The sequence below is a fragment of the Actinomycetota bacterium genome, assembly GCA_030682655.1.
In the GTDB taxonomy this organism is placed as follows: domain Bacteria; phylum Actinomycetota; class Coriobacteriia; order Anaerosomatales; family JAUXNU01; genus JAUXNU01.
The window spans coordinates 1-26,641 of record JAUXNU010000054.1 but is presented as its reverse complement, the minus strand read 5'-3'; the positions used below and the strand labels follow the sequence as shown (position 1 = coordinate 26,641).

19 protein-coding genes and 1 riboswitch are annotated in these 26,641 nt (G+C 63.4%); of the genes, 1 reads left to right on the top strand and 18 read right to left on the bottom strand.

Annotated elements, in window-relative coordinates:
* Nucleotides 1–5: 5 nt before the first annotated feature.
* From Q8K99_03115 to Q8K99_03085, 7 genes are read right to left on the bottom strand one after another with little or no spacing between them, the layout of a single operon-like run.
* On the bottom strand, nucleotides 6–617 hold the full coding sequence (locus Q8K99_03115) for a chemotaxis protein CheC (GenBank protein ID MDP2181543.1): 612 nt from the start codon (nucleotides 615–617) through the stop codon (nucleotides 6–8).
* The gene (locus Q8K99_03110) at nucleotides 614–2,668 is read right to left on the bottom strand and encodes a chemotaxis protein CheA (GenBank protein ID MDP2181542.1); all 2,055 of its coding nucleotides are present in this window, start codon (nucleotides 2,666–2,668) and stop codon (nucleotides 614–616) included. Before Q8K99_03110 ends, Q8K99_03115 begins: the two co-directional genes overlap by 4 nt.
* Before the next feature lie 3 nt (nucleotides 2,669–2,671).
* Nucleotides 2,672–3,754 carry a chemotaxis response regulator protein-glutamate methylesterase gene (locus Q8K99_03105; protein MDP2181541.1) on the bottom strand — a complete coding sequence of 361 codons (1,083 nt, stop codon included), beginning with the start codon at nucleotides 3,752–3,754 and terminating at the stop codon, nucleotides 2,672–2,674.
* Nucleotides 3,751–4,122 carry a response regulator gene (locus Q8K99_03100; protein MDP2181540.1) on the bottom strand — a complete coding sequence of 124 codons (372 nt, stop codon included), beginning with the start codon at nucleotides 4,120–4,122 and terminating at the stop codon, nucleotides 3,751–3,753. Before Q8K99_03100 ends, Q8K99_03105 begins: the two co-directional genes overlap by 4 nt.
* Complete coding sequence (locus Q8K99_03095) at nucleotides 4,115–4,615, bottom strand: chemotaxis protein CheW (GenBank protein ID MDP2181539.1); 501 nt, start codon at nucleotides 4,613–4,615, stop codon at nucleotides 4,115–4,117. Before Q8K99_03095 ends, Q8K99_03100 begins: the two co-directional genes overlap by 8 nt.
* 15 nt (nucleotides 4,616–4,630) lie before the next feature.
* A complete protein-coding gene (locus Q8K99_03090) occupies nucleotides 4,631–5,947 on the bottom strand; it encodes a methyl-accepting chemotaxis protein (protein MDP2181538.1) in 1,317 nt (438 codons plus the stop codon).
* 48 nt (nucleotides 5,948–5,995) lie between these two features.
* The gene (locus Q8K99_03085) at nucleotides 5,996–6,838 is read right to left on the bottom strand and encodes a CheR family methyltransferase (protein MDP2181537.1); all 843 of its coding nucleotides are present in this window, start codon (nucleotides 6,836–6,838) and stop codon (nucleotides 5,996–5,998) included.
* Between the two features lie 144 nt (nucleotides 6,839–6,982).
* On the opposite strand from Q8K99_03085, the gene Q8K99_03080 reads away from it, so the two are divergent.
* Nucleotides 6,983–7,969 carry a L,D-transpeptidase family protein gene (locus Q8K99_03080; protein MDP2181536.1) on the top strand — a complete coding sequence of 329 codons (987 nt, stop codon included), beginning with the start codon at nucleotides 6,983–6,985 and terminating at the stop codon, nucleotides 7,967–7,969.
* 7 nt (nucleotides 7,970–7,976) lie between these two features.
* Here Q8K99_03080 and Q8K99_03075 read toward each other — a convergent pair whose 3' ends face one another.
* The 11 genes from Q8K99_03075 to Q8K99_03025 all read right to left on the bottom strand — a co-directional run bounded on the left by Q8K99_03075 (nucleotide 7,977) and on the right by Q8K99_03025 (nucleotide 26,444).
* Nucleotides 7,977–11,021: a cytochrome c3 family protein gene (locus Q8K99_03075; protein MDP2181535.1), complete on the bottom strand. Its 3,045-nt coding sequence runs from the start codon at nucleotides 11,019–11,021 to the stop codon at nucleotides 7,977–7,979.
* A 195-nt stretch (nucleotides 11,022–11,216) separates the two neighbouring features.
* Nucleotides 11,217–13,832, bottom strand: coding sequence for a cell wall-binding repeat-containing protein (locus Q8K99_03070; GenBank protein MDP2181534.1), 2,616 nt, complete (start codon nucleotides 13,830–13,832; stop codon nucleotides 11,217–11,219).
* Nucleotides 13,833–13,879: 47 nt separating this feature from the next.
* Nucleotides 13,880–14,746, bottom strand: coding sequence for a hypothetical protein (locus Q8K99_03065; protein ID MDP2181533.1), 867 nt, complete (start codon nucleotides 14,744–14,746; stop codon nucleotides 13,880–13,882).
* Complete coding sequence (locus tag Q8K99_03060) at nucleotides 14,743–16,206, bottom strand: hypothetical protein (GenBank protein ID MDP2181532.1); 1,464 nt, start codon at nucleotides 16,204–16,206, stop codon at nucleotides 14,743–14,745. The genes Q8K99_03065 and Q8K99_03060 overlap by 4 nt, the downstream gene beginning before the upstream one ends.
* Nucleotides 16,207–16,259: 53 nt before the next feature.
* Nucleotides 16,260–17,477 carry a cytochrome c3 family protein gene (locus tag Q8K99_03055; protein ID MDP2181531.1) on the bottom strand — a complete coding sequence of 406 codons (1,218 nt, stop codon included), beginning with the start codon at nucleotides 17,475–17,477 and terminating at the stop codon, nucleotides 16,260–16,262.
* A 5-nt stretch (nucleotides 17,478–17,482) separates the two neighbouring features.
* Nucleotides 17,483–18,295 (bottom strand): hypothetical protein, encoded by an 813-nt coding sequence (locus Q8K99_03050; GenBank protein ID MDP2181530.1) that lies wholly within the window; start codon nucleotides 18,293–18,295, stop codon nucleotides 17,483–17,485.
* 52 nt (nucleotides 18,296–18,347) lie between these two features.
* Nucleotides 18,348–21,101 carry a molybdopterin-dependent oxidoreductase gene (locus tag Q8K99_03045; GenBank protein MDP2181529.1) on the bottom strand — a complete coding sequence of 918 codons (2,754 nt, stop codon included), beginning with the start codon at nucleotides 21,099–21,101 and terminating at the stop codon, nucleotides 18,348–18,350.
* Nucleotides 21,102–21,149: 48 nt separating this feature from the next.
* Nucleotides 21,150–21,791 (bottom strand): twin-arginine translocation signal domain-containing protein, encoded by a 642-nt coding sequence (locus Q8K99_03040; GenBank protein MDP2181528.1) that lies wholly within the window; start codon nucleotides 21,789–21,791, stop codon nucleotides 21,150–21,152.
* Nucleotides 21,792–22,034: 243 nt separating this feature from the next.
* A riboswitch (molybdenum cofactor riboswitch) is annotated at nucleotides 22,035–22,153 on the bottom strand.
* Between the two features lie 123 nt (nucleotides 22,154–22,276).
* Nucleotides 22,277–23,848, bottom strand: a complete 1,572-nt coding sequence (locus Q8K99_03035) for a 6-bladed beta-propeller (protein ID MDP2181527.1) — start codon at nucleotides 23,846–23,848, stop codon at nucleotides 22,277–22,279.
* Nucleotides 23,845–24,891, bottom strand: coding sequence for a tetratricopeptide repeat protein (locus Q8K99_03030; protein MDP2181526.1), 1,047 nt, complete (start codon nucleotides 24,889–24,891; stop codon nucleotides 23,845–23,847). The genes Q8K99_03035 and Q8K99_03030 overlap by 4 nt, the downstream gene beginning before the upstream one ends.
* Nucleotides 24,891–26,444, bottom strand: coding sequence for a cytochrome c3 family protein (locus tag Q8K99_03025; protein MDP2181525.1), 1,554 nt, complete (start codon nucleotides 26,442–26,444; stop codon nucleotides 24,891–24,893). Before Q8K99_03025 ends, Q8K99_03030 begins: the two co-directional genes overlap by 1 nt.
* Nucleotides 26,445–26,641: the final 197 nt, after the last annotated feature.

The following is a 26,641-nucleotide window of genomic DNA, read 5'->3' as shown; positions in this document are numbered from 1 at the left end:
CACTTTCAGGCTATCCCGAGTCTTCCGAGGATCACTTCAAGGCTGTCGGGGTCCGGCAGGAAGAACAGTGCGGCATCGACCGAGGTCGAGTCATCGAAGAAGCTGGTCTTCAGCAGGAGCGCGGATGTTGCCTTCATCCCGACTTCGGCGGTGGCCACCTCGAGGATGGCCCCGGCCATGTCCAGCGCGAACGCCGGTTGCGACGGGAGGACGTTCAGATCCGCCATCCGGGCCACGGCAGCGATATATGCCGACGCGAGGATGGTGGCTACATGCGTGACCAGAGCTTCCTCGGAATGTCCGAAGGACTTCGTGGTGCCCACTTTGCGATTGTGCATGAGGTCGACCAGCGCGAGGGACGTGTCGCGTGGCGCCATGAACAACATGCCGCCCTCAAGGTCGCCGAGGAGTCTCAGATAGACTGCCCCGACCAGCTGCTCGGGCCCACCGAAGACCCGGGGCACTTCACCAAGGGGAATGATGTCGAGCACCGGATTCGTGAGTCCGACGGCCTTGTCAACCAGCTGTGAGAGCGCTGTCGCCGCATGTCCGGCACCGATACTGCCGACCTCACGCAGGGCATCGCGCTGCAGAGGGGTGAGATTCTCGAGTCTCATCGAGACTCCTCTCTCATCGGGAAGATCGTTCTCGGATCGATAATGAGGGCGACTCGCCCGTCTCCGAGTACCGTAGCCCCCCCGATTCCCTTGGCGTCACGGAACATGCGGGAGATCGGCTTCACCACGATCTCATGCCGGCCGTAGAGCTTCTCGACCACAAGTGCCCGCCGGTGGCCGACGGCGTCTTCGACGAGAACCAGATGCTCGGCATCGTCGGGCAACCGGCTTGCGACCCCGCCCAGGCCAAGGAGCGCATCGACCCGGAAGACGGGCACGATCGAATGGTCGCGCATCACGATGACCGGCGCCCCGTCGACAGTGTCGATCGCCGCATCTTGCGGGGAGAAGACCTCGTCGACCGAACTGAGCGGTATTGCGAACGTGCGACCCGCGGCACCGATCATCAGAGCCTGGATGATTGCCAGCGTGAGGGGAAGCGTGAGCACTGTCTCGGTCCCCAGTCCGGGTGCCGAGGATATCGTGAGTGAGCCTCCCAGGTGCTCGATCTTACCCTTGACGACATCCATCCCGACCCCGCGGCCGGAGACCCTCGTCGCGTTCTCGGCGGTCGAAAAGCCGGGCATGCATGTGAGCAGGAGAATCTCCTCGTCGCGATAGGCCTCTCTGGCCTCCGGCTCCACGACGTTGAGCGAGCATGCCTTGTCCCAGATTCGCTCGACGTCGATTCCGCGACCGTCGTCCGACACTGTGATTCGGACCTGGTCGCGCTCACGCGCCGCAGTCAGTCGCACCGTACCGCGAGCGGGCTTGCCGCCCGCCTCCCGCGTGGCAGGGTCCCCGATGCCATGGTCCACGCTGTTGCGCAACAAGTGGACTATGGGATCGCCAATCTCATCGAGCACGGTCCGGTCGAGCTCGATGTCGAGCCCATCCATCTCGAACGCGATGTCCTTCCCAAGGTCACGGGCGAGATCGCGAACCATTCGCGGAAAGCGGTTGAAGATGTTGCCGACCGGGACCATGCGAGTATGCATCACCTCGTGTTGCAGCTCAGACGAGACGCGGTGCAACTCCTCGAGCGTGTCATCGAGCTCGCGGTCCTTGAGGTCCCTGGCAACCCGCTCGAGTCGCGACCGCAAGATCACGAATTCGCCAACGAGATTGACCATGGAATCAAGGTGCCCGATCGCGATACGCACGGTCTGGGTCTCGGAGAGTTTCGGTATCGCTGGACGCGATGCCTGTCCCGACAGCGCGCCTCCGGCAGTCTTCGCCGTGCCAGCCGCTTCTGCGGTGACTTCCGCGACGGCCTTCTCGATCTCGCTGACGCCGAGTGTGGCCTTCTGTACGGACTCAGCTGTCGCGGATGTCCGGACAACGACCACGAATTCCCGGTCGAAACGCTCGTCCTCGATATCCCTTGCTTCCGGAATGGTCTCGAGGACTTCTCCCATGTGCGTCAGTCGCTTGATGACCATGTAGGCACGAACGGCCTTGAGAACGCATGCCTCCTCGAGCGTAACGGTGACACGATACGTTCGGGCAGTCTCGGATCCTACCTCCGGTCTCATCGGGACCCCGGGAACCTCATCTAGCTCATCGTCAGACTGCCCTCCGATTGGTGCCTTGACTGCAGTTGGCTTCCGACGTGCAGTTCGCTTCCGAGGAGCTGCCCCCGGAGCCGCGGCGGGTCCATCCGCGGTCGCCTCCCCTTCCGCCATTGCGAGGATTCGCTCGATCATGGGACCGGTATCGACGTCCGAACGGCCTTCGGACTCGTCTTCGATCAGAACTCGCACCGTGTCCACGGCCTCCAGCATCAGATCGATGAGCCTCGAGTCCACGGCCAATTCACGCTTGCGAACGCGGTCCATGAGGGTTTCCATGCGATGGGTGAGGTCGGCCGTGCGCTCGTACCCCATGGTCGCAGACATGCCCTTGAGGCTGTGGGCGCCTCGGAAGATGACCTCCACCGGCTCGAGATCACCTGCGTTCGTCTCTAGTGCAAGCAGCCCCTCGGTGATCGCCTGGACGAACTCGGCGCTCTCCGACATGAAGATGTCCTTGTACGCATCCATCTCTCCCATGAGCTAGGCCTTCTCTCGCATCGTGCGTCGTATCTCCGCGGCAACGAGTCCGAGCGGCACCACGTGACCCGCCGCCTTGCGCTTCACCGCGGCCCCGGGCATCCCCCAGACCACGCTCGTCTCTTCGTTTTGGACGATCGTTTCCCCTCCGGCATCGCGAATGGCGGCCAGACCCTCCGCTCCGTCCGAGCCCATGCCGGTGAGGACAACTCCGACCGCATGCTCGCCATACGTCCTTGCGACAGCCGCGAACAGGGGGTCGGCTGCGGGCTTGACGCCGTGTATGGGCTCTCCGTCTTCGAGCAGCAGCCGGCACACGTCCCGATTCGAACGGGCGACGGTCATGTGCACGCCATGTGGCGCGACATATGCGGTGCCCTGTTTCACGACCATACCCTCACGCGCTTCGAGCACCGGAATGTCCGATGCGGAACACAGTCTCCGTGCCAGCGAAGCGGTGAAGCCTGCAGGCAGGTGTTGTACCAGTAGAAACGCGGCCGGAATCGCGGAGCTCAGGCCGGAGAATACACGTTCCAGGGCGGGGGGTCCCCCGGTGGACGCGGCAACCGCTACGACATATTCGAGTGCGATTGGCGCCGTATCCGTGCGTTTCGGGGCAGCGGGGGGCGGCGTATCTCCGAAGACCCGCTCGGCCGCCGCCATATGCTCGGGATCGATCCGATACGCGATTCGGATCTTCTTGAGCAGCAGGTCGGAAAGCTCAGCGAGTGAGCTCGCAACACCCGCCTTGGGCTTCGTGAGGAAGTCAACGGCGCCACGGCTCAACGCAGCATAGGTCGTATCGGGGTCATCGAGTGTGCTCAACATGATCACACGCGCGTCTGAGAGACGCTTGAGATGCGGCAATGCCTCTAGGCCGGTGAGTTCGGGCATCTCGACATCGAGGGTGATGACATCTGGCTCGAGAGTACGCGCCTTCTCGATGGCCTCGACGCCATTGCGGGCAACGCCCACGACTTCGATGCGGGGGTCGAGCGACAACACACGTGTCAGCATCTGGCGGATGAGTGCCGAGTCATCAACGACGAGCACCTTGATAGCGGAGTGCATGGGACCGGATGTCACGTGGCCTGGCTCTGCAGGCACTTCTTGACGGTCTCGAGCACCTTGGTCGGCTGGAACGGCTTCACGAGGAAGTCCATCGCCCCCGACTCAAGCGCCTCCACGATCATCCTCTGCTGCCCCATCGCCGAGACCATGAGTACCCGGGCACTCGAATCGCCGGAACGAATCTCACGAAGCGCTTCAAGCCCGTTCATCTCGGGCATCGTGATGTCCATGGTCACGAGATCCGGACGGACCTCGCCGTACTTCTCGACCGCGTCGCGCCCGTTGACGGCCTCGTGGATGACGTAGCCCTCCTTGGCCAGAATGTCGCGAATCATCATCCGCATGAATGCCGCATCGTCGACGACGAGGATGGTCCTAGACATCCGTGTCTCCCTCCAAAGCCCGCTCCGAGCAAAGGGCTTGCACGTACTGGGTCCGTGGAATCGCCTCATCGAGGTCGATCAAGATGATGAGTTTGCCATCCCGCTCGGCGACACCCTCAAAGACGGCCACCGTATCGGCGTTGAGAACGCTCTCGGGTGTGGGCTTGATGGCCTCGACGGGGATGTTCGTGACCTCGCTTGCAGAGTCGACTGCCAGCCCGACAAGCCCGACCGCCGCCTCCGCGACCACGATGCGGGACGTCGCTGTCGGGACGAACGCTTCCCGGTTGAGACGACTCGCCAGGTCCAAGACGGGAATGACCGTGCCGCGCAAGTTGATCACGCCCAGTACGCTCTCGGCGGAGCGGGGCACCGGCGTGGCCTGCTCGAAGCGAATGATGCTGCGCACGCGGTCTATGGCGAGCCCGTACTCCTCGTCGCCAAGGCGAAATATGACGAATGGCCTCGTATCTGTATCTGCTACCTGCGACATTCGTCACTCCACCCCCTAGTCGACCGTGAAGCTATGGACAGAATCCTCAAGCCTCTGAGCCATGTCCGAGAGTTCCTGCGCCGAAGACGTGATCTCCTGCATGCATGCCGTCTGCTCCTGGGCAGCAGCCGCGGTCTCCTCGGCAGACGCTGCGTTCTCTTCGACGACAGCAGCGATATCGTGCATCGCCTTGTCCACCGAGGACGTGCGCGTCTTCTGATCGCTCATCGCGTGGGAGATCTGTTCGGCGAGCACTGCTGTGCGCGACACGGCGTCGGTGATCTGACGCAGTGCCTCGCCCGTCTTGCCAACGACCTCGGTGCCCATCTCCACCTCGCGCGTGCCGATCTCCATGTACTTGACCGCCTTGGCGGTCTCCTCCTGGACTTCCTTGATGAGATCGCCGATCTGCTCGGCTGCCTTGCCCGAGCCCTCGGCAAGCTTGCGGACCTCGTCGGCGACGACGGAGAATCCCCGGCCCGACTCTCCCGCCCGCGCTGCCTCGATGGCGGCGTTGAGCGACAGAAGGTTCGTCTGATCGGCGATGGAGGTGATCACGTCCACGATGGATCCGATCTCACTGCTCCGCTTGCCAAGGAGCTCCACCGAGTTCGCCAGCGTCTCGATCGCCTGCTGGACCTCGGCGATCTTCATGACGGCCATGCCTGTCGTCTCTTCGCCGTGTGCCGCGACGCGCGCAGCCTCTTCGCTGGTGCGCACCGCCTCTTCGGCCTGCCCCGCGACCTCGTTCGTCGTGCCGTTGATCGACTCCATCGAGCCGGATGTCTCCTCGACTTTGCGCGACTGGAGCTCCGCGCCGTGCGCGATCTGTTGCACCGAGGACGAGATCTCCATGGTTGACGAGGATATCTCCTCGGACGATGCCGAGAGTTGTGCTGCGGCCGCCGACACCGTCTCGGCGGAGCGACGGACGTGAGATGCGATTCCCTGAAGGGACTCGATCAGGCAATTGCACTCGTCGGCGAGCACACCGATCTCGTCGCTGTGGATGATGTCCGCCCGGACAGTGAGATCTCCCTGTCCCGCCTCGACCATCGTGCCTCCGAGATCGCGCAGCGGGCGCAGAACGCGCTCGTCGAACTGCCACCGCCAGGCGAAGGAGCCGGGAATCGACATGACAACCATGACAGTGGCCCCGAACCCCATGACAGGTAGCATCTGGGCAATGGTCAGATGGAGGTAGAAGTAGGCGTAGATCGCGGTCGCCGCGAGGCCGATCCCGACCGCCGGAGCGATGGTCGCCCACGTCAGCAGCGTGAACGTGAGCGCAAGCCCCCGCTTGACACGAGTCCCTCGATGCTCATGAGTCATGACCTGTGGTCCTCCTCCGTTCGCGGCGCTCTCGCACCGCCTATCCCGCTACCGGAGCGGCGGCTTCCGGTAGACGCGCTCCCTGCCGCTCACCAACTCGAACCGCTTCGCAGCCGACGGTGCCAGCTTCTCGCTCCGTCCGAGTACGAGGTAACCCCCTTTGGCCAAGGCACCCCAGAACATCTCGAGCACCTTCTCCTGCTGCTCCCTGCTGAAGTAGATGAACACGTTCCGGCAGAAGATCACATCTACGACGCTTATCGGCTTGTCCGCAAAGAGATTGAAGTGCCTGAACCTAACGTGGCGGGCCACCTCCGGCTTCACGCTGAAGGTATCTCCGTGCACATCTAGGTATTTTACCTGATGCGTCTTGGGAATGGTCTTGAGCCTTTCGGCGGGGTAAACCGCGGCCTTCGCCTGCGCGATCGCCCTGTCATCGAGGTCGGTCGCAATCACTGTGAGCACGAAGTCCTTGGTATGGCTCCCGAGTCCATCTAGAAACGACATCGCGATCGAGTAGGGCTCCTCGCCGGTCGCACATCCTGCCGACCACGCGCGCAGCATCCGCTGTCGCGCACGAAGTTTGTTTTCGATCATCGCCGGGACGATGGTCTTCCGGAACAGATCGAATACCGGGGCGTCCCGATAGAACTCGGTGACGTTGATGGTGAGGGTGTCGATCAGTTTCGCGTATTCATCGGCATGTGTGTCCAGGTAGTCCACGTACTGCCGGTAAGAGTGCAGGTCAAGCGAACGCAAACGCGTAGCAATCCTTCGCTCGAGATACTGCTGCCGGTATTGCCCGAGGTCCAGCCCGCGCTCGTTGAGCACTTTGGCTGTGAGTTTGTCGAGGTTACCGCGGTAGGGTTGACGGGTCTCCGGCTGACCCACGACGCTCCTCCCTTTGCGCAACATGTCGCGCGAACATCCAAGCCATTGTAGAATATGCAGGACTCGCCCGCCTCCTTCTTCGGGAACCACATGAGTATTCGCACGCGAGCTGTACGCTTCTGCGCCGCAATGTCTGCATGCGCAATGCTCGCACTGTCGGCGGGTTTCACCTGGTCGATCGTGGACGACTACGGTGCGCGTGCCATCATTCCGGTGGGTGTGACCGTCGACGGAGAGTCTCTGGGTGGCCTCGGACTCGATCAGGCGCGCGAGCTGATCGGACGCACGGTAGCGACCCCGCTGCTACAGACGGTCCACGTCGTCTACGACGGCAAGACCTTCGATCTGGACCCGAAGACCAGCCTGGCGATCGATGTCGACCTCATGCTCGAAGAGGCGCTTCATCCCAGCCGGCAAGCGACTATCGCCGAGCGGGCCCTGCGCCGATACGCCGACCGGACCGTGGACGTGGAGATCGAACCGGTCCTGTCCGTGGATGGGGCACCGCTGGAAGGGTGGATCGACGATGTCGCTTCGCGCATCGACACGCCTGCGGTGGACGCCACAGTAACGATCGACGCCGACGGCGCTGTGGTGATGTCGTCCTCGGCGAAAGGGCGAGCGGTCGACCGCGCAGCTGCACTCGCGGCTATCACGAAGGCGCTGCTTGCGGGCGAGAAGACAGCGGAGTTGCCGGTCCGTGTGGTGGGGCCGAAGGTGACCGACAAGACGCTCGGCAAGACGATCGTCGTAGATCTCTCCGAACGGCGACTGTACCTCTACGATGGTCTCGAGCTCGAGAAGAAGTTCGGCGTGGCGGTCGGCGCCCCGAGCTTCCCGACACCTCGCGGCACCTGGGAGATCGTCCAGAAACGATACCGCCCGACCTGGAGCAACCCCGGGAGCGCGTGGGCCAAGGACATGCCGAAGTCGATTCCCCCCGGGTCCGGAAACCCGCTCGGAACGCGCGCAATGAACCTGAACGCTTCCGGGATTCGGATCCACGGGACATCGAAGGACTACTCGATCGGCACTGCGGCGAGTCACGGCTGCATGCGGATGCACAGGTGGGACATCGAAGACCTCTACGAGCGTGTCGAAGTGGGAACGCGCGTTCTCATCGTCAGCTAGAGGGCGCTCACCGCTCGTACGTGTGGGTACCACCGGTGTGGCAGTCGTTGTCGCACGAGCCGCCCGGATTGCTCCCGGGATCGTTGACCCAGCCGAGCCCGCTCCTGATAAGATGCTCGCGGTCCACGCCGTGTGTGACATGGCAGGCCCCGCAGCCGAGCCCACGCTCGCTCGTGTGCAGGTAGTGCAATTTGGGCTCTGTGAGGCCGAGTACCGCGTCGTGGAACCGGCTGATCGACGTGCCGGAGTCATCGTCACCTGTGTAGTACACGGTGCGCTTGTGACAGCGGTAGCAGAGTCCGGAGCTATCGCCTGAGGTCAGACCCCAGTAGGGCTGCACAAGGACCGGGGCGTCCTCGCTCGTGTGGGGGCCGCGGGCCTCGCCCGAATCCTGATTGGTGTGGCAGTCCACGCAGTAGACGACCGATGAGTTGGTCCAGGCCGGGGTCGTCTCCACGAATGAGTCCAGGGTGGCCTGCGAGTTCGTTGTACCCGATTCGACACCGTGGAACGACGCGTTGTAGGTCTGGAAGTCCACGGACACATCGCGGCTGCCGCGCAGCTGCGACCAGAACGAGTGACACTTCATACAGACTTCGTACTCGTAGGCCACACCCTGCTTGAGACCGTAGGTGATCGACATGTCCGCGAAGTTCGTGACCTCGACCCCCCACGCTCCCTTGAGTGGTCCGTATGCCGCGGGTGCCGAAGCAGACGCTACAGTGGGCGTGCTCGTTGACTCATGGGAGTTGTGGCAGTCGACGCACTCGACGTGCCGCGTGAGAGTGAACGTCTCGGTCGAGACATGCGTGTCGGGGACAGCGTCAATGGGGTGACGACTCTCACCGACGCCGCCGAAGTCCGCCACGACGACTGCGGGCGCCTCGGACGCGACCTCGACGCCACCGCCCCACAGGGTCTCGGGCGTTGTCTGCAGGTCGAGACCATCGGTCGTCGCCTTGAACACCTGCACCGACGGTGCCTCTCGCGGCGTGCTACGGCTCCAAAGACCCGCGTTCCCGACTACCAGCTCCGAGCGGCCGTCGCGGTTCACATCGCCAGCCGCGAGCGACGAGGACCGGTAGTACTGCCCGGTGGTGTACGACTGACGGTTCCCGAGTCCGCCCCCGCTCATCCCGGCAAAGACGTTGACACCGCTGTCGCCGGTCTCATGTCGCAACGCGACAACCGTCTCATCGCCCCCGACGCCGGGCAGTACGTCCGCCACGAGCGTGTCCCATGCCTGTGCTCCGGCCGCAGCCGTCGCGTCGTAGCTCCCCAGGATCGTCCCAGACCCGTTGAAGACCGACACGGTCCCGGCTGTCTCGCCGGAGTTCGCAACGGTGATCTCCCTCTGACCGGCAACGCCGTCCCACGCGTCCCCGATGCTCGGCCCGCGGGGGCCACTTCGGGTGGCGTAGGGACCGTTCGTGGCCAGGGTGCCGGGTGTTCCGCTGTCCTCGGTCAGGATGTAGAGATCGTCGTCCCCGGCGGCAGTGACTGCAACGTCCGCGAATCCCGAACCGGTCACGTCCCCTACAGCGATTCCGGACGCGTCGTTGCCGACGCTCACCGGTCCATCGATCTTGACAAGCGACGCCCCACTCAGCCGGTACACGTAGACCGAACTCGGGTGAGGGGCGGTCGCTGAACGTGTCACAGCGACGATCTCGGGCCGCCCTGAGCCGTCATCGAACACATCGGCCACGGCAACGTACGTGAATGCCGCATCCAGCGATGTGTATGTGGTCGGAATCAGACCGGCCAAGGAGTCCGAGTAGAACACCTCGAGCCGGCTCGTACCCGGATCGCACACAACGAGCTCGTTCACACCAAGGCCATCGACGTCACCCGCAGCAGCGTCGCCGGCCCGTCCGGTCACGCCGAACTCCCGTGGCCCCACAAGTCGAGAAGTGCCAGCAGCCTCCTGCGTGTAGAGCGAAACGCGACCGTACATCGATGGCAGCGTCGAGGGGTCGTAGGCAACAACGAGCTCTTCGTCCGTAGCGCGAGCCGGCGGGAAGGCGAGAGAGGCCGTGTCGGTGGCAATCGTCGACGCCGCCGCGTGACACGTCTCGCACAGCGCACGGCCTGCCTTCTCGGCCAGCTTGTCGATCACACCGCCAGCGCCGTCCGACCTGCCCATGGGCGCATGGCAAACCTGACACTCGCCGACCTTTCGACTTGCATTCACCGCGGGCCATTCGCCCGGGACGGAGATCGTGGCCGCTGACGACGCGTGTCCGCCGGTGACGTACGCGGACATCCCGGCGTATGTCGCCTGCGAACCCGCGTGGCACCCGTAGCAGAAGCGCCGATCGTTCGCAGGGACCGTGACCGTGCCAGGAGCCGACGGGGGCACGAGCTGCTCTGTCACACTTGGCGGGTTGTCGGAACCGTGAGGGTCGTGGCAGGCGGAACAGACGATGCCTGTGCCCGATATCGGCGGGTCAATCGAGGCGGCGTGGCCGGTCTGCTGCCAAACAGCGAGCCCGTCCCACCGATCGGCGGGACGGCCAATATGACACGCCGCGCAGTAGGCATCGCCTTCGAAGAACTGGTTGTCGGCCAGGTCGCGCACGCGCAGTAATGCCGGATAGGGCGTGTCGTCAACCCGTCGTTCAATGCCGTGGCTGTCGTGACAGTCACTGCACTGCTTGGGCGTAGGTCCCCAGTCCGAATCCTCCGGCGCGAGCTTGTGACTCGATGCCGAGGAGAACGGCGTCTGGATATCGGTGCCGGAACCTAGCGCCTCGATCCCGTGACAGGCGAAGCACAGGCCCGTGTCGGCCTCGCCCGCGCTGCCCCCGCTGACAAGCAGAGCGGTCCTCGTGATCTCGAATGACCCCAGCTCCCGGTACCAGCCGTCACCGAAGGCCGTGTGCGCCCTGTGGCACATGGCACACGCGTCGGTCTCGACCTCGGTCGTGATGTGAGGGGCAGTGTCCGCCCCGGCCATTCCCGCTGATACGCCGAGCAAGAGCGCCGCTGCCAGCAGAACCACCGGCACGCCCTTTGATACTCGCATCACGAAACGGCTAGCAGCGGTCATGTGCCTGTCTTTCCCCGGCAAAGCAGCACAGATACCACCGGAGCCGACCCGGCGGACCGTCGTCACGAGGCCATGCAGACGCCAAGCGCATCCGCGCCACGTCTTCGCCATTGTACTCGCGAGAGCCGGTTCGCGCATCACCCATATGGGGGATTACCTGGGCAGTCATCTCACTTCAACGGTGTCATCGACATGCTACTTTATCGCACTCTGTACCGCCGTCATCACCGAGGGGCGAACGGAGTCCGTTCCACCGAGCACGTAGCATGCTCCGATGCCGCTCTTGCGCTGCTTCAGCCATTCCCTCGTGTCCGAGGACAACTGGTCGCTTTGCGTGAGAAGCAAGACTCCCCCTGCACGCCCGACCATACTGCCGCCGGTGAGAGCGTCAGGCAATCGCGCAGCCACTCCGACGGTACCGGACGTGAGCCACCCTTTCTCGTCGATGGCCTTGCTTGCGATCGTAGTCGCCGTCGAGTACCGGGTCTGACCTGCCCAACGCACCGCTCCGAGTTGCCTGCGAACTGCCTCGGACACTGTGTTGACCCCTCCGCCGACGATCTTCGTGGTCGGCGCTAGAGCCGAGATCGCCGAGGAGGTCGCGGACGGCACACCGTTCGCGCTCACGAGAAGGATCGGGTAGCCATTCCTGGCCGCTATCGGTGACAGAGCCAGCGCGTCGAAGAACTTCGCCGGGTCTGCGCCGTTCGCGAGCAGAACGGTGTCGGGAGATGTCCCCGCGCCGTTGCGTCGTTGCCATTCGGCCTTCACGTCGAGAGCGATCGCACGAGCAAGATCGTACCGCCCGCCTGTGGACAGCACGCGATCGGTGGCGTTGAACTCGGATGGCCCGACCTTGGCAAGGATGTCCGAAATCCGTGCGTCAGGCACGGAGATGGGCCCGCCGACCACGTGCAGCGTCACCTTCCCGGTCCGGGCAAGCGCTATCTCCCGAATCGCAGAAATGACCTCCGCCGGCGTCGATCGCACGCTCACGAGGAACAGCGGGGCGTCATATGCCCAGCACAGACCCGAAGCCGCCAGCGGATCGGCAGCTGCCCGATCGTCCCCGCTCGCGATGATCACATGGCTGACGCCGGGCCAGCTACGGCTGCCGTCGTCGAATCCGGTCCGTGCGATCTCGACGGCTGTCGAGTACCTGGTCGCCGAGGAGACGCGCTCCGTCTCGGGAGTTGTCGGCGCCTCGATCATGATCGTCTTGGTCGCGTGTGCCGACTCATTGCCGGCACGGTCGAATGCCCAGTACTCGAGCGAGGCCGCGCCCGCAACGGCCCTCGACGCGACCGCTGTAGCCGCGGAGACCGTCACGGTCGTGCCGACGTTCCAGCGGTACTTGATCGCGGTGACCCCTGATCCACCCGTATCCGCTCCGGTGATTGCCACAGAGGCCGTCCCCACGTACGGGACAGACTCATTCGCATTCGAGGACACGGTGGGTACAAGCGCGTCCACACGGACGGTGAGATGCCGAGGAGCGCTCCACCTGTTCGCGTCGTCCTTGGCAGCCACGTGCGCATACCACACACCGCTGGATGTCGCCGTGAATGGAGCGCTCGTGTCGGTGGTAGTCACCACCGACGGAGCGGTGGAGGGACTCTGATCGAAGACGTAGCCGTAGCCGACGATCCCGCTGCCACTCGCTGTCCACTGGACCGTGCCCGACAGCGATGGGTACCAGACGTCGGAAGACGGGTGCGTCGGGGACGACAGACCGGTCATAACCGGAGCGCCGCCGATCGCCGAGGCGGCCTGCCATGTGGTGCCGTTGGTCGTGAAGAGAATCGTCCCCGAGCGGCCGACCGCCACGGCACGCGTGGCGGAGAGCGCCGAGACCGATTCCAGGTACGCCGAGGCGCCTGAGGTCTGCGCGGACCAGTTCAGACCGGAATCGACCGTCTTGATGATGGCACCCGATGCCCCGACCGCCCAGCCAGTGCCACCGCTGACCAGCGAGACTCCGGACAAGTCACCGGAGACCGGCCCCGTGATGGGTGTCCATGTGGTTCCGCTATTGACCGTACGGGCGATCTTGCCAACTGAGCCCACCGCGACGCCGGTCGTGGAGCTCTCAAACGACACGTCGTACAGCGGACCGGTGCCCGTGTAGGTCTGTTTCAGCCACTTGGTGCCTGCACGAGAGTCGTCCCAGCTCCAGATGACGGGCTTGTTCGCGTCCTTGTAGCGGTCGTGCCCAACTGCCCAGGCCAGGCTGGTGCTGGGGTAGTCGATGCCGTAGAACTCCCCCAGACCGAGCTTGGGGTAGGCAGGCATCTCGGGCGGCGGCTCGTACGAACCCGCAATGAAGTCGTCTCTCCAGTCACCGTTCCCGGCTGTGTAGGTTTCCCACACGACCGGCGGCGTGTCCTGCGCACCACCAACGGCCACACCGTAGCTCGTCGAGAGGAACTCAACGTCGAAGACCTGCTCGACCACGAAGAACACGCCTCCGAGGTCCGAGGAAACCTCGGACCATGTGTTCCCTCCGTCGCTCGTGGCAAGAACGACACCGGTCTTGGACACCGCCCACCCGTGCTGGGCATCTACGAAGCTGATTCCCTGCAGATCCAGGGTGCCGCCTGACCGCACGACGCCCCATGTCAGTCCACCGTCGGTAGTCCTCACTATCGTGCCCGAGGCACCTGCGGCGAAGCCGAGCGCGCCGTCAACGAACGTGACGCACCGGAGGTCGGCACTGGTTACCGGCCCCGCCGCCGCCTGAGGAATCGACTGGCCCCAAGGCATGACCGCGAGCGCGATAGTCGCCGAAAGCAGCGTGCGCGCCCCACGCACCCAGACACTCTTCGAGCATGCGGTTGAACGAATCACTGTGCATACACCTACTTGATCAGGCTCTTGGCGATGTCTGTCAGTGTCGCCCTCAGTCCGGGACCGTCATCGGACGAAGATGTTCCCTCGACAGCGACAAGGACGGCGCCGTCAACGAACGCAACGATTCCCGTGCCGTCGCGCGCGCCGGAGTACCCGCTCTTGCCCGAAATGGTGACGGCACTGCCCGCCTCGGGGTAGTCGCGCTTGATGGCACCATTCATCTCCGCCCCAGCGGCCTTCGCGTCAATGAACTGCTCGGCAACGATAACAAGGAACCTCATCGGGCCCGGCTTCGCAGGAAGGTAGTTCCGCGTGAGTACGAAGGGGTCGGCCACAAGGCCTTGTCCAACGAACCCAGGCAGCTTGTCAGGCATATAGCCTGCCAGGCTCATGATGGGTCCGACGGGTTCGTCCCCGGTGCCGGCGTCCTGCCCGCCGGTGTTTCCGTTCCCGGAGTCCCCGCCGTCAGCGGGTCCCGTGCCGGGGGAACCATCGGCGGAGGTGGTCTTGGTCTTCTTGATGTCCTCGGCTTGCTGACCAGCCTTGCGGTAGGTCGGGTCCATCTCGACGACCTGCGCGAGCAGGCCAAGTGCCGTCGCAAAGTCCTTTGCGCGGATGGCCTGCTGAGCCTTCTCGTAGAGTTCGGGGAGTTTGGTGTGGCGATCGCAAGTGGTCACGCTGGTCTTCACATAGTGCTCGCCGACCTCGTCTTCGGGCACCTGGATCTCTTCAGTGGTGTCCGAGACGATCTCGCCTTCAGTGCACAGCACGATCTCACCCGTGCTCACTGTCACCATCTTGCGGGAGCACCCCGCCGAGGCGAGCATGAGTACGAGCATCAGTGCCGCTACGATCGATGAGACGCGCCGAATCATGGGGCAGTCCCCTTCTGTGCAATACGTCCTATGCCAGATCGCGAGGACGCAAGAACCACGACCAGCAGCGCGACCAAGGCTGTAGCGATAGCGAGCGCTTGCCACATCACCGGAACCCCTCTGAAAACGATACCCGCATACTCCGTCCCATAGTCCTGCTGCACCTCCGGAGGGATCCACGTCACCCACGTATGCAGGGGCGTGAATCGTAGCATGAACCACGCCGACGCCGAGATGGCTGCTACAGACGCGACAACGAGAGCCTGACCCCTGCCTGCAATCCTACGCCCCGACGCCCACGAAGTCACGAGCACCACGATTGCCAGCGCGATCCAGCCGCCCGCCGTCTCGATGCCGGCCATTGTGAAGCGAGCGAAGAAGTCCTCGCCGCTACCGGGCACCGCGCGCACGGTCGCATGCACTCCCGGCGCAACGAGTGCAACCACCGCCAGTCCCATCGCGATGACCGCGAGCGCGATTGCGAGCCGTGGCGCGCGGTCGGTTCCGCTGTGCACTTGCTCGCCCGCGAGCAGAGCGACGACCCCGGCCAGCGTCAGAATGGAACCCGCGACGACAGGCACAACGAGCAGCGGTTGCGGCCCAAAGGAGCCGGTGGCTTGCTCCACAATCGTCAGCAACGACATGGCGACCGGTACCAGGAGCAATGCGGCTGCGGGAAGACCCGTTCCGACCGAAGCCACCAGCGACACGGTGAGTACGAGCACGAGCGCGGTCGTGACCGCGAGCACGAGAAGCGTCTCGCTCCCGAGAAATGCGGTTGGCATCTTGGAGCTCGCGGCGAGCGCCATCACGGCACCACCGACGAATGCCCCGAGCCCCGCTGCGGCGAGCACGGGTCGCGTGCCATGCGAACGAGCCGCACTCGCGAGAACGAGTACCGACACCACCCACACGACACCCGCCGCCGCGAGAGACAACTGCTCCCAAGGGAATCGTGTGAGGAGTGAGAACGAGCTCGGCCTCTCCCAGTTCCCGAACACTCCGAAAGCGCCAGCCAGCGCGAGCAAAGCACCGGCGATGCGACGGAACCAGGAGCTGATGCTCACCGCTGGTGCGGCGGCAAGGATCAACCCCCAGAACACTGTCGTCCAGAACGCGACGACCGACCCGGACGGAGCGTCCGTGTGGCGCGAGGCGAGCACCATCCAGGTCACAGCACCGAGTGCGACGAACCCGGCTACACCCGCACGCACGGCACCAAGCCCGAGAATCCGAATGGCCCTGGGAGGACTCCATTCAACAAGAAGAAGCGCGAGACCACCGACCATCGCCACCGCAGCACCCGCAGCGACCGCAGGCATCCTACCAACGGCCAGTGTGGAGGCCGTATACTGTCCGGCCGCAGCCAGCAGAAGCACGATTCCGGCTGCAAGGTGCCACACATCCGGCCCACGGCCCGCAGCAGCTGACGTCCCAAGGGACGGGTGGGGGCCAGGCATAGCCTGGCCCCCACCGTTAGTACCTGTTGCGAGCAGCATGCTGTGATCGGTGCCTACTTGTTGTGACACGATTCGCACACAGCACGATTGTCCATGCGCAAGAGAGCATTGCTCCCCGTGGGCATAACGCCACCCGTACCACTATCCGGCAAAGGATCGGTTGTATCGGCGACGTTGGCGTAACCAGTCATCGTCGTATTGGAACCGTGAGCGACGTGACAGGTCAAGCACTCCATCCAGTCGGTGCTGTCCTGAGTGCTAGCGTCACCAGCCCCATGGGCCAGCGGTAGAGGGTTCGTCCCAATGATGAGCGGACGAACACCCTTAAAAACGCTGAGCTCGACGTTGACCGGATGGCGATGACGCGTGACAGCGCCGAAGCCATCGTTGGAGTCATAGCCCAGGAGGGCGTCGGCGACAAGCGTCTCACCGAGACCGGGATCGGTGTCAAGCACCGCACCGGACCTCTGCATGTACTGGATGTGACAGGACGCACACCAACCGCTCATGCCCTTGTCCGTATCGGGACCTGCTGGCAGAGCCAAGTCAGGAGCCTTCGCGTACATCGGCTCGGTGTAATCCGGTATGTAGCCCGCCACCTGCGCCGCACCAGGGGCGTGCAGGAGCCAGCCACCCGAAGGATAGCCGGGCTCGGTCGACACGACCCAGGGCGTCGGCTTCGGATCATTCGGCGTATAGCCAGAAGCCGCACCGTCGTAGCCACCGACCGACCTGCCGTTGACGACGTCCTTGAGCAGACGGTAGTTCGAGCTGCCGTGCACGTCATGACATGTGGAGCAGCTCATCTCGATCTGCGGACCGTCCTTGAGATTGCCAAGGATGTCCGGAACGGTCGCACCACCATAGATCTCCCACGTCGCACCTGTGTACATGTGCTGCGCAGGATAGAGCGTGGCCTCGAAACCGCCGCCGTTGAGCTGGGCGAACTGGGTACCGTAGAGCGTACCTTCGTAGATGCCCTCCTCAACGTTGGTATCCGCACCCAGGCTCACCGCGTCATGGCAGGTGTAGCAGAACTCATAGATCTCGCTTGCGGTCGATATGAGCAGCGCGCTGCCCTCGCTCAGACCATCACTCCGCGTCCAGGTGATACTGCTGGCGGCTGTGTGTGCACGGTGACATCCGGCACACGCATCCGTATCCATCTCGTATCCACCGTGGATTGAGAAGTTGGCCAGAGCGACCGACGGTGTCAGGGCAATCACGACGATCGCGGCAAAGACCGCAAGAAGAATCATGCGCTTCCGCATCTCGATCACCCCTTCCCGTTCAGCATTGCATCATCGGCCAGCTGCATCCTGCGAAGAATCACGGCGAGCACGCCTCCCGCGACAAGCGTCGGCACAAGCACGGCGTTGTCCACCGATTCGCGCAGTACGCTTGAGATGAACGGCGTCACGTGATCCTCGATGAACGGATCGGCCTTCGGACCGGCAAGGATGTACTTCTTGCTCGCCCAGAACATGCTGCCATCACCCTGGTAGGAAACATAGCCCTCATCGGTGATCTTCGTGAGGATCTTCGCCTTGGTGTCCCAGGTCATGGCCTTCGCCGGGCACGAATACACGCAACTCGGCTCGTGGGCCTTCTCAGGGACTGTACCGATCTCGCCTGGCGTCGCCCGCGTCGGAAGAGGCTCTCCGTACGCTGCGTCGAGATCGGTGTTTCTTCCGGCGCGACCGTTGCACAGAGTGCACTTCCACGCCTTCGCTGTCGGGAACAGGTCACTACCTACGCCGACCTTGGGATACCCTCCACGCTGGCAGTCAGACACACACTGCCGAACGCATTTGACGCCCTTCGGGTTCGTTGCGTCGGGATCACAGAGCGTAGGATCGATCGATACTGCGCCGTTCGGCTCCTTCACCAGTGCCTTGAAGGGGCACCTCTTGACGCAGGGCGGGTCAGGGCAGTGCCAACAGCTGAACCTGAGGAACGCACCCATGTCGACACGCTTCTGCGACTTGATGATGACCCTCTGATCGGGGGCGGTCTTGTGGACGCCAACGTTCAGGGCCTTCATCTTCCACGTGCGTTTGCAGCTGATAACACAACCGTTGCAGCGCATGCACTTATCTACATCCTGAAAAACAGCCATCGTTGTCATCGTCACCACCCCCTTATGCCTTCTCGATCTTGCACAGACAGGCCTTGTACTCGGGAATCACGGTGTTCGCATCACCCGCATCGATGCACAGGTCATTGGCGCGAGAGCCCGTCGAGAGCCCTCTGTCGCCCCAGTGCCAGGGTATTGCTACCACCCCGCGTCCGACTCGCTGGTTGGACTGTAGACCGACTCCGACCCGCGCCAGGAAGCCATCGGCGAACGGAGCACCGGTGGTCCGGCCCTCCTGGTCCGTCGTGCTGTTGGAGCGAGCAGTGATCACATTGACCCAGTCGCCTGTCGCGATACCCGCAGCCGCGGCATCGAGAGAGTTGATCTCGATCCAGGGATAGGGTTCCGCCTCGACGTTCCAGGGGTTGTTGCGTGTGATCGGACCGCCTTGGAAGTGCTCCACACAACGGATCGTCGTGAGAACGAGCGGGAATCCTGAAGCGTCGAGATCGCCAACGCGACCCGCAGCAGCAAGCGTGTCGGACTTGAGCAGGTCCCACGCACCGGTGCCCTTCGTGTTGCGACCCCAGAGTGCGGCCAGGTCGGCCCTTGGGGTCTCGTAGGGCTCGGTGTGCGCCGGGAAGCGGCCAGGTAGGATGTGCTGGGCGGTTGGACCGCCAAGGGCGACATCGGGCTTGTCGGCCAGACGGTTGATCGTGCGGTACCAACGCGAGTAGTTGAGAGTCGCCGTGTTGGTGCTGACGAACAGACGAGCGACCGAATCCGGCCCCATGTAGAAGTCCCCGATATCTCCGGGGATATCGGCGTTGTTGTACAGGACACGACGGTTGACAAGCCACGCGTAGCCCCAGCTGGGATATGCCAGCGTGGAGTTCGGATCGGCGTTGTTTCGGCTCTTGGAGCGGTTGGCGGTCTGCCAGTCGACCTGACCCGGGTGCTTGTTGACCCCCCGAGTGGTGTTGTAGGCACCCGTGTACAGCCACGACGTTCCGGTCGCCGGCGTGCACAACTCGCGGTAGATCTGCTCGCAGACCCACTCCGAGCCATGCACCGTGCCGTCCGCACGAGGCGCGGTTTCGGCCCCGGTCCAGATGTTGGCAGTGCCGCTCGCGTCCTCGAACGCTGTGGCACCGGGCGTCCAGCCGTAGCGTTCGCCGTACAGCGTGGTGTAGGCGTTGACCCATGCCTTGCCCTGGTCGGTCCACTGGGCCGTGATATGCGAGAACGCGCCCGCATCATCGAATGCCTTCGCCATACGGAAAAGGAGCTCGATATCCGCCTTGCTGTTGCCCTTCGGAAGGGTGGCACGCTCACGCCACTGAAGCACGCGACCGGAGTTTGCAACGCTACCGGCTTCCTCGACGTGCGAACACGCGGGAAGAAGGTACGTCGCGCTGTTGGCCTTGCGCTTCACAGCGGCCGTCTCGTTCTCGAACATGTCGACGACCACGAGGGTGTCGAGGTTCTCGAGACCGGCGCGGATCGCGCTTTGGTTGGGTTCGGTGACCGCAGGATTCTGTCCCCAGACGACTGCGGCCTTGATGTCGCTGGTCGCCATCTTGCGGAACATGGTGACGTGATCATCACCGTTGGTTTTGGGCCACAGATCGTAGAGAGCATTGGTAAACGCGCGATTGGCGGTCGTCAGGTTGCCGGACGCATCCTTCATCCACTCGGGGCTACCAAAGAAGTTGTAGGTCATGTTGATGAAACCACGCTGCTGCAGACCCATCGCCGCCGTGTTGTAGGCGTCATCATAGGAGTTGTTCATCGTCGTACGGGTACCTGTTCCACTCACGGGCACACCCCACAGGGTGTTCATGTACTTGCCGAACGCGTCGGGGTCGGCCAAGGTCATGGTCGACGGGTTGCCCGAGTAGAACGGAATCAGATGGTACAGGTTGCCCATGTCCGTCGAACCCTGAACGTTGTGGATACCGCGCAGCGCGTTGATGCCTCCGCCGGCACGTCCCATGTTGCCCATAAGGGTTTGAAGGACCGTGAACGACTTGACGTTCTGGGCGCCGTGCGTGTGCTGCGTGAGACCCATCGCGTACAGCATCGTGGTGCACTTGTAGCCCGTCGCGAGCGGATCCTGTGAGGAGAGAGTGTCGCCGACGCTCGAACAACGGCCATTCTGAATGTAGGCGTCGATGACGTACGCGATGTCCGCCTCAGTGCAGCCACAGATATCCGCGACCGTCGCAGTGTCATATGGTGCGACGTGCGCCTTGAGCCGGTTGTACACCGTGTTCACATTGCCGAAGACGTTTGCAGCCTTCTTCGGGAAGTTCGAGATGATCGTGTTGGCGGACTCTCCGCCAACGGCCGGAAATCCGGTGGCTGCGACGATAGTCTCGCGCTCGTAATCCGTGCCAGCGCCGTTCAAGATGAAACGGGCATCGGAGTACTTCGAGTTGCCAGGAACCGCCGTGCTAGTGCTCCCCGTCGCATCGTCACCGTCGGTGAAGAACGTGCCGCTGCCCGTCTGGTCCAGGAACTTGTAGAACTGGTCTCGAACCCCGTCCGGACCGTCACTCGGGCGCGCTTCCATGTCCGCGATGATCCCGCGCACTACGCCGTTGATGAAGGCGATGTCGGTGCCGGGGCGGATACGGATAAAGCGATCGGCCTGAAGCGCGGTGCGGGTCTTGCGCGGGTCGATGACGATGAGCTTCGCGCCCTTGCCGCGTGCCTTGTTGATGTGCGCCATGCTCGCCGGGTGATTCTCCACCGGGTTGGCGCCCATGACCACGAAGAGCGACGAGTTGCCGAGGTCGGTCCAGTTGTTCGTCATGGCGCCTCGTCCGAATGCGGCGGCCAGACCGGCCACCGTGGACGAGTGTCAAATACGGGCCTGATGCTCGACGTTCGAGGTTCCGAACTGAGCGATCAGGCGGCGGTACGCGTAGTTCTGCTCGTTGTTCATGTGCGACGAGCCGAAGAATGCCACGGACTTGCTGTTGTAGCCGTTGGCTGCGTTCACAGCACCGCGTGCGGTAACCATGGAAGTCCCGATCTCGCCGAGAGCGTCCGTAAGGCCCATCTTGCCCCAGCCGCTGTCGACACCGCTGGCGTCGCAAGTGCGCTTGTACGCGACACCATCTGTGTAATTGCCATCGTAAGCGAACGCCGGGTTGACCGGGTGCGAACCCGCCTGTGAGCCTATTCGGCGCGAGTTCGTCACTAGCTGATATCCGGCGGCACCCTTCGCGCACAACCCGCCGGAATTGAATGGAGACATGTGGTCGCCATAGACATCGAGGACGGTGCCGGAAGCATCGACGTCGACAAGCTGTCCACAGCTGACGGAACAGTACGGGCAGGTAGTGTGATATGTCTCATCGACCTCAGCAGCGACGGCCATTGAAGGTGCTACAGCGAACTCGAAGCCCGCCGCTCCGGCACCGGCTACTGCAGCTCCGGTCTTGAGAAAATCACGCCGGCTGAGCCCGGACTCCCCTTCTTCTCTGTGTCTCTTTCCCATACCCTCTTCCCTTCTCAATGTCGCGGAGTCGCGTTCGCGGCTCCGCGCCTGCACGCGGACCTTCGGGTCCGCGCATGACGTCACCGGTCTCGGTCGCCTCCTTCCGGCCCGGTACCCACAAGTCGTAGGCACGAAGAAACCGATATCAGCCAGGCGATACCGTGAGCCTGTCCGAAACCGGTCTTCATCTGTCTGCGCCCCCCTGTGTCGTGCGCTTAACACGTCAGCCGGATGTCCCGGCCGACTGCCCTGCGCACGTTCCCTTTCCAAACGGGAGGCACTCTCGTTTCCGATTGCACCCTATCGGCTGCGATCCCCTGGCCTCAGGCTGTAGGTATCTCAGCTCGGGAACGTCGTCCCATATGTGTCATCGCCTGGTTTCCGAACCTGAGTTGCGGCTGTAACCGCGAGTTACAAGCGACCCCTGGATATTACGCCCGCACTCCCACCCCGTCAACAAAGACTATGCTCGAAACCCGCGGTTTCTACTCACGTCCCTTTGGCTTGTCCGCTTGTGAATCGCCGTACTTCCGCATGAAGCTGTGTGCATCATACACGGTTGCTCCGAGCGTCGCAGCCAGAGAGGCCAGGCGCTCGTCCTGCGTGCATATCCGCTTCGCCCGCTTTGCAAGAACAAGCAGTGCTGCCATCTCGTAGCCGACACCCATCCGCTCGACGAGATCGCGCGCGTCGGAGTCCGAGTGGGTCTCGGCACGCACGAGCTCGCCAAGGTCGATGTCTTCCGCGACGCGTCCATCCAGGGCCGCCCACACGGTGTGTGTGGTCACCCACTTCCACCGGCGGCGTTGCATCGTCCCCACGGCGTGTTCCTCGGCAAGTGCGTCGATGAAGTCGGCGGTGACCACCCAGCGCTTTCGGCGCAGGAGGAACAGCGGTGGTATCAGCAGGAGTGGCGAGAGACACAGCGCCCATTGGGCCGGCGTTTCGGGCGTTGGCGGCACCTCGAAGCCCTCTTGCGGCCATGCCCAGACCTGTATCTGATGGTTCTCGCGGTCGGAGACGTAGATGTGCCCGGCCTTGTCGAGAGAGATATCGTTGGCGTACCGGAACTCTCCCGGCCCCACTCCCTCCCTGCCAAAGCTCACGATCCGTTTTCCCTCAAGGTCGAACACGTCGACCATGTGAGAGAGCGCGTCGACCACGTAGAGACGTTTCTCTGGGTCGATCACCATGCCACGCGGGATGCCTCCCGTCCGGATGAGAGAGCCGAAGTGGCCGCCAGTTGAGAACACCTGCACCCTACGGTTGTTGCTATCCCCCACCATGAGCTTGTTGTCGGGCGCCACCACGACACCGTTCGGGAAGTAGAACTTTCCGGGAGCGTCCACCATCTGGTTGGCCTGCGCGGTGGAGCCGAAACGCAGGATCTCCGTGCCCGAGCCACCGAAGACAATCACGCGATGCTCGGTGGTAACTCCCACGTCGGTCACATACAGGTTGCCTTCGGCGTCAAACGCCATCCCGAGCGGGCTCCAGCTCTTCGCGTCCTCGCCCGCAGGGACGATCTTGCGCAGGTACTTGCCGTTCTTGTCGAAGACGTAGATGGCCCTCCGGCGTCTGTCCGAGACGTAGACGCTGCCCTGCGCGTCGATTGCGAGGTGAGCGGGAGTGCCGAGAGTGGAGTTCAGACCGTCCTCAATTGTGTTGAACGAGAACCTGTATTGTCCCTGGGTGGTGAAGACCCGGATCGTCCGCGCGAGAGTATCCGTCGCGTAGACCAGCCCGTTCTGCCCCACGGCCACACCGACAGGTCGCGTGAGAGCGTCTTCGCCCCGGGGGCCCGAGATCGAGTACAGGTACTCTGGAGGAGCAACCTCTTCCTCTCCCCGCGACAACCGCGGGATCGGAAGTCTCCTGTTCACGAGATAGTAGTAGGTCGAATACCCGACGAGAGCCAGTAGTGCGAGGAGTATCGCAAGCAGAACCATCTTGCGCCTGTTGGAGGCGGGGGGGACGTGCTCTGCGGCGGGGTCGCTCAGACCGCGTCCGATGGTCGGATCGCCGTCCGTGCGCCGGTCCCTGTCGTCGTAGGTCACTCGGACTTCCCTTCAAGCCGTTTCACAGCTTCTTTGGCTTCCTCGTCTCCCGGAGCGACTGTAAGCACGCGCTCCCAGGCTTCCCTCGCGAACTCCTTCTCGCCGAGCTGCTCGTGCAACTGTGCAATCAGCCTCGAGGCCCGGATGTTCGCGGGATCGATGGCGGCAGCGACCCGCGCCTCAACGAGCGCATCGCGGCGCTTGCCTTCCCCGAGCAGCCGTTCGGAGGTTGCAAGCCGCTCCTCGGCGGTACCGAGCTTGGCGAGCTCCTTGGCAGGTTCGGGACGTTCCGGTGGCGCGTGGTCCGCAGAGACCCGGAATCGCTCCGCCGCGCCAGCGACATCGCCGTCGGCCAGCAATATCTTGCCGAGCTCGAGGTTCGCCTCGGGGAGGAGCGGGTCGAACTGCAGTGCGAGTTCGACTTCCTCACGGTACTTCATCGGCGAGTCCATCTCGCGATAGGCCACGCCGAGGAGGAAATGCGAATCGGACGCGCCTGGGCGCAGCCGGAGGGCCTCCTTGAGGTAGCGTGCCGCCTCTTCGTACTCCTTCACTTCCATAAGCGTGGACCCGAGGTAGTAGTAGGCCTTCTCGAGACGCTGGTCGATGTTGGCGTATTGGCCGGTCCTCAGCACGTCGATGATCTTTCGCCAGTGGCCCTCGGCGGTTCGCCACTCTCCCTGGTCCATCGCGATGGTTGCCAGACCCGCAAGAGCGCCGGGGTCGTCCTTGCTTAGGAGGAGTACCTCCTGGTACTGCTCCGTCGCGCCCCTTTGATCGCCCGCAGCGAGGAGCGCGTCGGCAAGCCGAAGCCGCGCCACCGGGTTGTTCGGGTCCGCGTTAACCGCCTCGATCAGGTTCTGCGCCGCACGGGCGGCCGGAGAGGTGCGCTGATCGCGTAGCTTCGTGGAAGTGAGGCTGTAGACCAGGAACACCAGGGCGGCAACCAGCATCGCAACGGCGACCTTGATCGCGATGTCAAGATACTTGGAACTCTGAACGGGGGTTCGCACGCTCCTGCCTTCCTTTGCAGTTCCGGCCATCAGATCCTCATGTCTGTGTGACAGCGTCGGCACAACTCGGAGCCCGGCCACGGCGCTATCTGCAGCTTGCGCACGTCAAGATTCCCGTGACAGTCGTAGCACAGCCTCAGGTCGTGAACCTGCGTCGGCGACGAGGGCTGCAACACGTGTGCCGTCGAGAACCCGATGTGGCAATCGTCGCACACGTAGGGCCTGCCGACACGCTCCACGACATCAAAGTGTACAGCGTGCTCGGCCAGGCCGGTGTTCTTGATCTTGGTGGGAGGCTCCGTCTTCATCTCTTCGTGACAGTCTACGCAGTTCTCGGGAATCAGCTCTAGCTTCGCGACCTTGGCGTGGTGGCAGCTCTGACAAGAACTGCGGTCCGTGTGACATACATTACAGTCTTCGCGGCCCACGTCTGTGGAGGGTTTGTGGTTTTTCAGCCAGTCCGCGGGGTGCGGCATGACCGTCTTGTGGCAGAGCTTGCACGACGGCGAGTCGTGGCAGGAGCCGCAAGCACCCTCCTGGGCCAGGTAGAGCCCACCATGTCCGCTGAGCCACGCGGCCTTCTTGTGCTCGACAGGAATGACCTTCTTCGAGCCCGGACCGCTCTTGCGCCGTCCCATGTGGCACTCGACGCAGAAGCCGGGCTTGTGGCACATCGCGCAGTACTCGGGTTCTTTGTTCGCCCGCTTCTTGTGGTCACCGACCTGGAACTTCTTGGTGTGGTCGTCCGGCATGAGCTCGAAGTCCCTGGGGTGACACGCGTAGCAGTCCTCCGTAGCGACTACTCCCGCCGACGCGTGAGTGAGCCCGTGACAGCGGTAGCACGACAGCATGTCCGGTCTGCGGATGCTCTTTGTGCCCGTGCCGTGCCCGAACTTCGGGTGGCACACGGTGCACTGGTAGTTGCGCTTGAGGTGATCCGCGTGGGCGAAGATGACCCTGCCCGGCAGGAAGTCATCGATGTCCGGATGGCAGTACATGCACTGCCCCATCGAGGTCGGCTGGGTCGGATAGACGATGACCGCCGGCCGGTCGAGGTCCACCGGGATCGTCCCGAGGAACGTCGCCGGCATCGGCCCGACGTCCACCTTCTCCTGTCTGTGGCACTCGTCGCAATCCTTGGGCGCGTCGTGACACATCATGCACTGGTTCGTGTCGTTCTTGGCGCGTTCGGCGTGTGGCGCCTTGGCCCAGGTCTTGATGTGGGTTCGGGGCCGCAACTTGAACGACGGCGAATGGCACGCAGAGCATTCCGCCGCGGCGATGTCGCCCTGGGGACCGTGCGAGATGCCGTGACAGTTGAAGCAAGACTCCATGGGCGGAGAGTAGGTCTTGCCGGCCTCGTGGGCCGGCTTGTAGTGGCACGCGGTGCAGCTCACAACGAGGTGCATACCGTGTGAGAATATGAGCCCGGGCTTGCGCGACTCCGCTATCTGTATGTGGCACGGCGCGCAGTTGAGCGCCTCCACGTCGCCGGTCAGATCCAGGCTGTCGGGAATCTGCCCGCCGCCCGGAATCGGGGCGACAAGAAGGAAGGCGGCGGCCAGCACAATGGCGGCCGCCACCCCCCATGGGTTCAAACGTTTCGGTCTATGTCTTAGCTGAGCCACGACCTAATTCGGGAGAGGAACTGACGGAGAGGATTCTCCTCGGCGGCTTCCACCTTCTTGTGGATCAGCCCGCCAGATTTCTCCACGAACGCCTCCTCGGATCCCTTGTGACATATCCTGCAGGTCTCGGCGACCTTCTTTGGCGAAACCCA

Bases quoted from the DNA above. Each gene is read 5' to 3' on its own strand.
- Q8K99_03115 (MDP2181543.1), bottom strand. From the start codon at position 617: ATGAGACTCGAGAATCTCACCCCTCTGCAGCGCGATGCCCTGCGTGAG.
- Q8K99_03110 (MDP2181542.1), bottom strand. From the start codon at position 2,668: ATGGGAGAGATGGATGCGTACAAGGACATCTTCATGTCGGAGAGCGCC.
- Q8K99_03100 (MDP2181540.1), bottom strand. From the start codon at position 4,122: ATGTCTAGGACCATCCTCGTCGTCGACGATGCGGCATTCATGCGGATG.
- Q8K99_03095 (MDP2181539.1), bottom strand. From the start codon at position 4,615: ATGTCGCAGGTAGCAGATACAGATACGAGGCCATTCGTCATATTTCGC.
- Q8K99_03090 (MDP2181538.1), bottom strand. From the start codon at position 5,947: ATGACTCATGAGCATCGAGGGACTCGTGTCAAGCGGGGGCTTGCGCTC.
- Q8K99_03080 (MDP2181536.1), top strand. From the start codon at position 6,983: ATGCTCGCACTGTCGGCGGGTTTCACCTGGTCGATCGTGGACGACTAC.
- Q8K99_03075 (MDP2181535.1), bottom strand. From the start codon at position 11,021: ATGACCGCTGCTAGCCGTTTCGTGATGCGAGTATCAAAGGGCGTGCCG.
- Q8K99_03065 (MDP2181533.1), bottom strand. From the start codon at position 14,746: ATGATTCGGCGCGTCTCATCGATCGTAGCGGCACTGATGCTCGTACTC.
- Q8K99_03060 (MDP2181532.1), bottom strand. From the start codon at position 16,206: ATGCCTGGCCCCCACCCGTCCCTTGGGACGTCAGCTGCTGCGGGCCGT.
- Q8K99_03055 (MDP2181531.1), bottom strand. From the start codon at position 17,477: ATGCGGAAGCGCATGATTCTTCTTGCGGTCTTTGCCGCGATCGTCGTG.
- Q8K99_03050 (MDP2181530.1), bottom strand. From the start codon at position 18,295: ATGCGCTGCAACGGTTGTGTTATCAGCTGCAAACGCACGTGGAAGATG.
- Q8K99_03045 (MDP2181529.1), bottom strand. From the start codon at position 21,101: ATGACGAACAACTGGACCGACCTCGGCAACTCGTCGCTCTTCGTGGTC.
- Q8K99_03040 (MDP2181528.1), bottom strand. From the start codon at position 21,791: ATGGGAAAGAGACACAGAGAAGAAGGGGAGTCCGGGCTCAGCCGGCGT.
- Q8K99_03030 (MDP2181526.1), bottom strand. From the start codon at position 24,891: ATGGCCGGAACTGCAAAGGAAGGCAGGAGCGTGCGAACCCCCGTTCAG.